Below are 8,414 nucleotides of genomic sequence, written 5' to 3'. Positions count from 1 at the left end.
TCCCCTCGCGGCGGTCGAGCTCCGCGGCCGCCAGTCCCCGCCCCGGGACGAGGTAGGCAATCTCTGTCACGCCCTGATCTGACGGTCGTACCACGATAAACCTACCTCCGCCCCGGAGCGGCGCTCGACGGGGAGGTATCGGCCAGAGTGACGGGTATGGGTACTGTTTTCATTGTTGTACGGTAACGTACCTTTATGGCCGAGATATCTCCGGCTGACGCGTACCAGCGACTCCTCGACCGGGCCGAACGGGTCGGGACGCTCGAAACGATGGACAACCTCCTGTTCTGGGACCAACAGGTGATGATGCCGTCCGGCGGGACGCCGGCGCGGTCGACCCAGCGCGGGCTCGTCTCCTCGCTCCAGCACGAGGCGCTCACCGGTGACGACGTGGAGGCGTGGCTCGACGCCGTCGACGGCGCCGACCTCGACGAGGACGAACAGGCCGTCGTCCGCGAGGTCCGCCGCGAGCACGAGCGGACGGCGGCGGTCGATCAGGAGCTTACCGAGGAGATCAACGCGGTGATCTCCGAGGCCAACGACGCCTGGGAGGAGGCGAAGGAGAACGACGAGTTCGAGACGTTCGCGCCCTACCTCGAAGAGCTGCTGGAACTCAAACGCGAGCAGGCGAACCAGATCGACCCCGACAAGGAGCCGTTCGCGGTCATGCTGGAGGAGTACGAGCCCTACGTCGGCGTCGAAACCGCCGAGCGAGTGCTCGAGAACCTGAAGGACGCGCTCGTCCCGCTCATCGAGGAGATACGGGCGAGCGACGTGGACCCCTCGGGTCCGTTCGTCGAGGGCGGCCCCTACGACGAGGACACCCAGATGGCGCTCTCGAAGGACGCGCTCTCGTTCGTCAACTGCGACTGGGACCGCGCACGGCTCGACACGTCGCCGCACCCGTTCTCCTACGGCAACCGGTACGACATGCGCATCACGACCCGGTTCCACGACCACTCGCCCGTCGACGGGCTGGACAGCTCGCTCCACGAGTACGGGCACGCGACCTACGAGATGGGGCTCGACCCCGACGGGTTCCCCGGTCCGCTGGGCCAGTCCCGCAGCCACTCGATCCACGAGTCACAGAGCCGCTTTTGGGAGAACCACGTCGGCCGCTCCGAGGCGTTCTGGGAGCAGTTCCTGCCGATCGTCCGGAAGCATTTCCCCCGGCTCTCGGACGTGACGCCGCGGGAGGCGTACGAGGCCGCAAATCAGGTGTACGAGGACAACCTCACGCGCGTCGAGGCCGACGAAGTTACGTACCACCTCCACATCGTCGTCCGGTTCGAGATCGAGCGCGCGCTGCTGAACGGCGAGCTCGAAGTCGAGGACGTGCCGGAGGTCTGGAACGACAAGTACGAACAGTACCTCGGCATCCGGCCGGAGACCGACAGCGAGGGCTGCCTGCAGGACATCCACTGGAGCATCGGCCGCATCGGCACGTTCCAGGGCTACTCGCTGGGGACGGTGTTCTCCGCCCAGCTCCAGCACTACCTCGAAGCGGAGTTCGGCACCTCCCTCGACGAACTCGTCCGCGAGCGCCGGTTCGACGAGATCCGCGAGTGGATGGAAGAGCACGTCCACCGCCACGGGAAGCGGTACCGGACCGACGAACTGCCCGAAGTCGCGACCGGCGAGCGGCTGACGACGGAGTACTTCGTCGACCGCATCGAGGAGAAGTACGCCGACATCTACGACCTGTAGCCGGCGACGACCCCGACGGCGCGACGCCGACGGGGTTACGTGTTCTCGGCGGTCTCGACCCGCCAGCAGGCCGCGGCGTGCTCACCGTCGGCCGTCTCGAAGGCGTCGAGGCCGGGCTCCTCGGTACACTCCTCGGCGGCGAACGGACACCGCGGGCGGAAGTTACAGCCCTCCGGGAGCTGTACCGGGTCCGGCGGCTCCCCTTCGAGCTGCGGTTCGGCGATCTCGTGTGCGGGGTTCGGAACGGGGACGGCGTCGAGCAACGCCCTCGCATAGGGGTGTTTCGGCCCCTTGATGAGCCGCTCCGTCGGCCCGCGTTCGACCACCTTCCCGAGGTACATCACGCTGGTCCGGTCGCACATCTGCCGGATGAGCGAGAGGTCGTGGGAGATGTACAGCGCGCCCATGTCCAGGTCGTCGACGAGGTCGCGGAGGAGGTTCAGGATGCTCGCACGGACCGACACGTCGAGCATCGAGACGGGCTCGTCGGCGACGATGAACTTGGGTTCGAGGACGAGCGCGCGGGCGATCGAGACACGCTGGCGCTCCCCGCCGGAGAGCTCGTGGGGGTGTTCGTTGACGTAGTTCTCCGGCGGCGTCAGCTCCGCCCGTTCGAGCGCCTGATAGATCCGCTCGTCCTGATCGTCGATGTCGTGGACTTCGAGCGGCTCCCGGATCCACTGTTCGACGGAGAATCGGGGGTTCAGCGACTCGTAGGGGTCCTGAAAGATCATCTGGACGTTCCGGCGGAACTCCTTGTGCTGGGCGTCGGACATCTCCTCGAGCTCCGTGCCGAGGAACTTGATGGAGCCGCCGGTGGCCTCCTGCAGGCCGATCAGCACCTCGCCCAGCGTGGACTTCCCACAGCCGGACTCGCCGACCAGCCCCATCGTCTCGCCGCTCTCGATGGCCATGTCCACGCCGTCGACGGCCTTGACGTGGCTCGTCTCGCCGCCGATCAGTTGGTGGATGATCCCGGTGCTCTGGGGGAAGTGCTTCTCCAGCCCCGTCACTTCGATGATGGGACCGTCGTAGTCCCAGTTCAAACTTTGTTCTCTGATAGCCATGTGTCGTCCTCGCGGGATTGGTCGCGGATCTGTTCGAACGGAACCGGCTCGTGGCAGCGAACCCTGTGGCCCTCGACCGGCTCCTGGACCGGCACCTGTTCCTCACACTCGGGGGTCGCGAACGGACATCTGGAGGCGAACGGGCAGCCCTCGATCGACTCCGAGAGGTCCGGCGGCGACCCCGGGATGCTGGTGAGGTCACGCTTCTCGCCCTCGACGCTCGGGAACGCGTTCTGCAGCCCCAGCGTGTAGGGGTGGTGGGCGTTGTTGAATATCTCGTCGACGTTGCCGGACTCCATCAGCTCGCCGCCGTACATCACCACCATGCTGTCACACGTCTCCGCGACGACGCTGATGTCGTGGGTGACCATCACCATCGAGTTGCCGAGCTCGCGCTGAAGCTCCTTGATCCGGTAGAGGATCTGCTCCTGGATGATCACGTCAAGCGCCGTCGTCGGCTCGTCGGCGATGATGAGATCCGGGTCGAGCGCGAGGCTCATGGCGATGATGACCCGCTGGCGCATTCCGCCGGAGAGCTGGTGGGGGTAGTCCTCGACGCGGTCGGCGTCGAGGCCGACCAGCCCCATCAGCTCCCGGGCGCGCTCGTAACACTCCGCGTCGGACGTCTCACGGTGTTCCTGAATGGCCTCCTTGATCTGGTCTTTGACCCGGTACACCGGATCGAGGCTGTTCATCGCGCTCTGGCTGATCATCGACATCTTCTCCCAGCGGATCTCCCGGCGCTCGCGGTTCGAGAGATGGGTGATCTCCTCGCCGTCGAAGATGATCTCGCCGCCGGTGATCTCGCCGTTGTCCGGCAGCGCGCCCATGATCGCCTGCGCGAGCGTCGTTTTCCCGCAGCCGCTCTCGCCGACGATGCCCAGCGTCTCTCCCTCTTCGAGGGTGAACGAGACGCCCCTGACGGCCTCGACGTCCGGATCGCCCGCGTACGTCACGTGTAGATCGTTGACTTCGAGTAGTGTCATTGTTCTTGGAGTTCGGGGTTCAGTTGCTCTTCGTAGCCGCGACCGATGAGGAACGCCGAGATGACCGTCAGCATGATCGCCATGCCGGGCATCGTGAACCACCACCACGCGTCGCGGGCCAGCGCCTGTGACTGCTGTGCCGACTGGAGCATCTGCCCCCACGTGACCGCGGTCGGGTCACCGAAGCCGAGGTAGCTGATCGAGGCCTCGGTCAGGATGGCCCACGCGATCGCGAAGCTCCCGTAGAGGAACACCAGCGGGAGGACGTTGGGCGCGATGTGTCGGTAGATGATCCGCCGGTCGCTGGCACCGACGGTCCGGGCGCTTTTCACGAACGGTTTCTCCTTGAGGTTCAGCACGTGCGAGCGGACGACGCGTGCGGTCTGGCGCCAGAGCAGCAAGGCGATGGCGCCGACGATGGTCCACTTCGACGGCTCCCAGAGCGCGACGAGCACGATGATGAACGGCGTGAACGGGATCCCGTAGGCGAAGTCGACCAGCCGCATCAGGGCGTCGTCGACGTAGCCGCCGTAGTAGCCGGCGATCAACCCAACGTTCATACCGACGAACGCGACGCTGATCGCGCTGAGCAGGCCGATCTGGAGCGCCGGGCGCGCGCCGAACACCAGTTGGCTGAAGATGTCCCGGCCCGCGCTGTCGGTGCCGAGGGGATGCTCGGCGCTGGGCGGGGCCAGCGAGTTGCCGTAGTCCGTCTCCGTCGGCTCGTAGGGGGCGATCACCGGCGCGAAAATCGCGACGAGGATGATCGCGAGCAGGATCAGGATCCCCGCCAGCCCCATCGGCTCCTGTTTGAGGAAGGCGAGGCGTCGGCGCCACGCGTCGACCTGTCGTTCCCGCCACGTCGAGAGCTCCGAGTCGAGGGAGCCGTCGGACGACTGCGAATCGAGGGTGGTCGTGTTCTGGTCACTCATGAGTCAGTCGTAGGTGATCCGCGGATCGAGGTAGCCGTACGCCAAGTCCGCGAGGAAGTTCGCGATCAGTACCAGTCCGGCGAGGATCAGGAACGTCGCCTGTGCCACCGGGTAGTCGTTCGCGATGACCGCTCTGACCATCTCCCGGCCCAGCCCCGGCCACGCGAACACGGTTTCGAGGACGACGCTGCCGCCGACGGCGAAGCCGGCGGCGACGGCGAACGCCGTCACGATCGGGAGCAGCGCGTTCCGAGCGGCGTGTTTCAGCATCACCGAGAAGTCGCTGATCCCCTTCAGCTCCGCGAAGTCGACGAAGTCCTCGTTCATCACTTCGAGCATGCTGTTGCGCATCAGCAGCGCCGGCAGGCTGTAGAAGTAGAACGCCTGCACCAGCGCCGGCAGGATCAGGTGTCGCAGGAAGTCGGGGCTGGTGAACTGTGCCAGCTTGCTGGAGTAGGTCACCCCCGGCTGCGACATCGACCCCGCGGGGAGCCAGCCGAGCTTGAACGAGAACAGCCAGATGCCGAGCAGTCCCGTCCAGAACACCGGCGCGCTCCGGGAGATGAGGGCGAACACGACGCCGAAGCGCTCGCGTTTGGTCCCGCGGTTCCACGCGAGGTAGGCGCCGAAGGGGACGCCGATCAGGTACGCCAACACGACCGAGGTCCCCATCAGGGCGAGCGTGTTCCAGATGCGATCCTGGATGATCCCCCACACCGGATCGCCCGTGATGTAGGATAGCCCGAAGTTGAACGTGACCAAGTTGGTCATGTACTTCCAGTACTGGACGTGGATGGGCTGGTCGAGCCCGAACGTCGCCCGTATCTGGGCCGCCTGCTCCTGAGTGAACCCGGTCCCGATGTACGCCGCCAGCGGGTCACCGGGCGCCGCCCGGAACAGGAAAAACAGCATCGTCGCTATCGCGAAGTAGAGAACGACGATCTGGATGATGCGCCTCGTGACGAATTCTTTTAGTCCCATTTTTTGGAAAAAGGAGCGGGCCTAAGGCTCGTCGTCCCCGTCGATCTCGGTGTTGTCGGCGGGCATGTAGAGCATCCCGTCGCTCTCGTCCCAGACGAAGCCGGCCTCGATGAGCTCGTTCGCGGCGGCCTGCAGGCTGAACTCGTAGCGTTCGAGCTCGTCGTTGTGCCAGTTCTCGAGCGCCGAGGAGACCAGCGTGTTCGGCGCGATCGATCCCCAGCCGCTGTAGATGTCGTTGACGATCGTCTCCTTGTCGAAGCGGTGGTTCATCGCGCGGCGGAACCCATCGATGTGGAACGGCGGCCGGTCGTTGTTGTAGGAGATCTGCTTGAACCCGACCGTCGTCGTCGCGGCCATGGTGAGGCTGTCGTTCTGGTCGACGCGCTCCCGCAGCACGTTCTTGTCGCCGCGGTAGTTCGCCAGCATGTCCAGCGTGCCGTTTTCCAACTGAGTCAGCATCGTCTGGACGCTGGGGATGATCCGGGAGTTACGCGCCTCGTAGGCGATCGGGTCGAAGTGGTCGTCGAACCGCTCCAGACGGACCTCCTCGGAGCTGTTCCAGTGGACGAACTCCATCGGTCCCGACCCGAGGGGTTCGTCCTCCTGGTACAGCATCGGGTTGTCGACGTCCATCCGGTTCTCGATGATGTCGGTCCACTTGTGCTTGGGGATGATGGCGATGCGGCCCATCGCCGCCATCGGGAACGGCGCGAAGTGGTAGTCGAAGCTGAACTCGACGGTGTGGTCGTCGACGACCGTGATCTCGTTGACCGGCTCGACCGGGCCCGAGAAGTACGTCGAGTAGTCGCGGTGGATGTTGTAGCTGTACTTCACGTCCTCGGCGGTGACTGGCTCGCCGTCGTGGAACGTGTGGCCCTGCTTGATGGGGACTTCGAGGGTGGTGTCGTCCTTCCAGTTGAACTCCTCGGCGAGGCGAGGCTCCGGCAGGGCCGACTCGTTGGGCCAGGCCAGACGGTCCCAGATCATCCGGTGCTGGATCATGTCGATCTCACCGGACTGGTCGAACGGGTTCAGCGCCTGGAGCTGTTGGTCGTAGGCGATGTTGAGTTCCGTCCGGTCGCCGGTAGGCTCCATGTTGGCGAACGTGAGCATGTTCACCGCGCCCATCCCGTTGAGCTCGACGACCCCCTCCCAGCGGTCGCTGTTCCACGGGATCGTCTTCTGGGGGTACATCAGGAACGTGCTCGGTCCCCTGTCGTGGAAGATCTGCTGACACTCCTTGATCAGCTGCTCGCGGGTGTCCTGGTCCAGCTCCTCGCGCTGGGCCATCACTTTCTCGTCGTACTCCTCGTCCTCCCAGAAGTAGTAGTTGTACCCCTGCTGGAAGTCCGAGTGGCCCATCTGGACGGAGAACTCGTCGGGGTCGAGCCGGGACGGACGCCCGACCATCTGCCAGAACGTCATGTCCCAGTCTTCGCCGTCCCAGACGGTCGAGGACTGGGAGGGCCACGTCATCGTCTCGACGGTAGTGTCGATGCCGAGCTTGGCGATCTCCTCGGTGACGAACATCGACGTCTCGTGGTCGTCGGGCTGTGCGTCCGGCGGATTGACGATCAGGGTGAGTTCGGGGATCGCCTGTGCGTCGTCCAGTTCGCTCTGAGGGACGACGTTCTCGGAAGGCACCTGAAACCCGTCCATGTCGACGGTATCGCTGTCGCCGCCGCCCGCGACGGTCTGGGTGTCGGTGTCGCCGCCGTCGTCGCCGTCGCCGCCCGCACAGCCGGCGAAGGAGGCGAGCGTCACCGTCGCTCCCAGCGCGCTCGTCCTCTTCAGAAAGCTACGTCTCTGTACCGAGTTGTCGGGTCTCTGGTCGGTCATGGGCTGACGTTTGGTTCTATCTGTCATGGTATATAGTATCTTGGGTTGAAGTCACAATACCGACAGTACACACAGTCCGTCACGGTACCGAACTAATCCCGAAGGGGGGTGCATAGAGATATGGGGATGGATCCCGACGGACGGGGTATGCGGGCAGTTCACATCGTCGACAGTGGGGCACCGGAAGAGGTACTGGAGATCCGCGAACTCCCGCGACCCGATCCCGGTCCGGGGCAGGTCACGGTGGCGGTGCGGGCGTGCGCGCTCCAGCACGCGGACGTGTTCGCCCGCGTCGGCCACCCGGAGATCGAGGAGTCGTTCCCGAAACGGCCGGGCACCGAGATCGCCGGCGTCGTCGCCGAGGTCGGCGACGGCGTCGAGGGGTGGTCACCCGGCGACCGGGTCAACGTCTACCACCACGTGAGCTGTGGAGAGTGTGAGTTCTGCGAGCGGGGCGAACAGACCATGTGTCCCCACGACCGGAAGCTCGGGAGCGACTTCCCCGGCGGGCTGGCGGAGTACGTCGAGGTGCCGGCGGCGAACCTCGAAGCGGTGCCCGACCACGTCGAGATGACGACCGCGGCCGCGTGGCCGTCCTCGGTCACGACCGCGTGGCGGATGCTCGTGAGCGGCGGGGGACTGGAGCCGAGCGAGACGGCGCTGATCCTCGGCGCCAGCGGCGGCGTGGGCCACGCCGCCCTCCAGTTGGCCGACCGGATCGGCGCCGAGGTGTACGCGACGACCTCCGCCGACTGGAAGGCCGAGCGGGCGGCGGCGTGGGCGGAGGCGGTGATCGACTACACCGAGACGCCGTTCGACGAGGCGGTGACCGAACTCACCGACGGTCGCGGGGTGGATCTGGTCGCCGACCACGTCGGCGAAGAGACGTGGCAGCGGTCGAT

Annotated in this window: 7 protein-coding genes; 2 read left to right on the top strand and 5 right to left on the bottom strand. The window is 65.6% G+C overall.

The window, feature by feature from the left end; all coding sequences use genetic code 11:
• Window positions 1-195: 195 nt before the first annotated feature.
• Window positions 196-1,707, top strand: coding sequence for a carboxypeptidase M32 (locus ACFR9S_RS04495; protein WP_379730615.1), 1,512 nt, complete (start codon window positions 196-198; stop codon window positions 1,705-1,707).
• 35 nt (window positions 1,708-1,742) lie between these two features.
• On the opposite strand, the gene ACFR9S_RS04490 is transcribed toward ACFR9S_RS04495, so the two are convergent.
• From ACFR9S_RS04490 to ACFR9S_RS04470, 5 genes are read right to left on the bottom strand one after another with little or no spacing between them, the layout of a single operon-like run.
• A complete protein-coding gene (locus tag ACFR9S_RS04490) occupies window positions 1,743-2,774 on the bottom strand; it encodes an oligopeptide/dipeptide ABC transporter ATP-binding protein (protein WP_379730614.1) in 1,032 nt (343 codons plus the stop codon).
• Window positions 2,750-3,760, bottom strand: coding sequence for an ABC transporter ATP-binding protein (locus ACFR9S_RS04485; protein WP_379818146.1), 1,011 nt, complete (start codon window positions 3,758-3,760; stop codon window positions 2,750-2,752). Before ACFR9S_RS04485 ends, ACFR9S_RS04490 begins: the two co-directional genes overlap by 25 nt.
• Window positions 3,757-4,692 (bottom strand): ABC transporter permease, encoded by a 936-nt coding sequence (locus ACFR9S_RS04480; protein WP_379730611.1) that lies wholly within the window; start codon window positions 4,690-4,692, stop codon window positions 3,757-3,759. The genes ACFR9S_RS04485 and ACFR9S_RS04480 overlap by 4 nt, the downstream gene beginning before the upstream one ends.
• A 3-nt stretch (window positions 4,693-4,695) precedes the next feature.
• Entirely contained in the window at window positions 4,696-5,673 is a 978-nt protein-coding gene (locus tag ACFR9S_RS04475; protein WP_379730610.1) for an ABC transporter permease, read from the bottom strand.
• A gap of 21 nt (window positions 5,674-5,694) precedes the next feature.
• On the bottom strand, window positions 5,695-7,437 hold the full coding sequence (locus ACFR9S_RS04470) for an ABC transporter substrate-binding protein (RefSeq protein WP_379818145.1): 1,743 nt from the start codon (window positions 7,435-7,437) through the stop codon (window positions 5,695-5,697).
• Between the two features lie 222 nt (window positions 7,438-7,659).
• On the opposite strand from ACFR9S_RS04470, the gene ACFR9S_RS04465 reads away from it, so the two are divergent.
• Window positions 7,660-8,414 (top strand): alcohol dehydrogenase catalytic domain-containing protein (locus ACFR9S_RS04465; RefSeq protein ID WP_379818144.1); only part of this gene is annotated, 755 nt, incomplete at its 3' end.

Source organism: Halolamina salina (assembly GCF_042678005.1).
Taxonomy (GTDB): Archaea; Halobacteriota; Halobacteria; order Halobacteriales; family Haloferacaceae; genus Halolamina; species Halolamina salina.
The sequence above is the reverse complement of the archived record's forward strand: the minus strand, read 5'-3'. Positions and strand labels throughout refer to the sequence as shown.

What these genes read in the sequence shown, in the direction of transcription:
- ACFR9S_RS04495 (WP_379730615.1), top strand. Translation starts at nt 196, where the DNA reads ATGGCCGAGATATCTCCGGCTGACGCGTACCAGCGACTCCTCGACCGG.
- ACFR9S_RS04475 (WP_379730610.1), bottom strand. Translation starts at nt 5,673, where the DNA reads ATGGGACTAAAAGAATTCGTCACGAGGCGCATCATCCAGATCGTCGTT.
- ACFR9S_RS04490 (WP_379730614.1), bottom strand. Translation starts at nt 2,774, where the DNA reads ATGGCTATCAGAGAACAAAGTTTGAACTGGGACTACGACGGTCCCATC.
- ACFR9S_RS04480 (WP_379730611.1), bottom strand. Translation starts at nt 4,692, where the DNA reads ATGAGTGACCAGAACACGACCACCCTCGATTCGCAGTCGTCCGACGGC.
- ACFR9S_RS04485 (WP_379818146.1), bottom strand. Translation starts at nt 3,760, where the DNA reads ATGACACTACTCGAAGTCAACGATCTACACGTGACGTACGCGGGCGAT.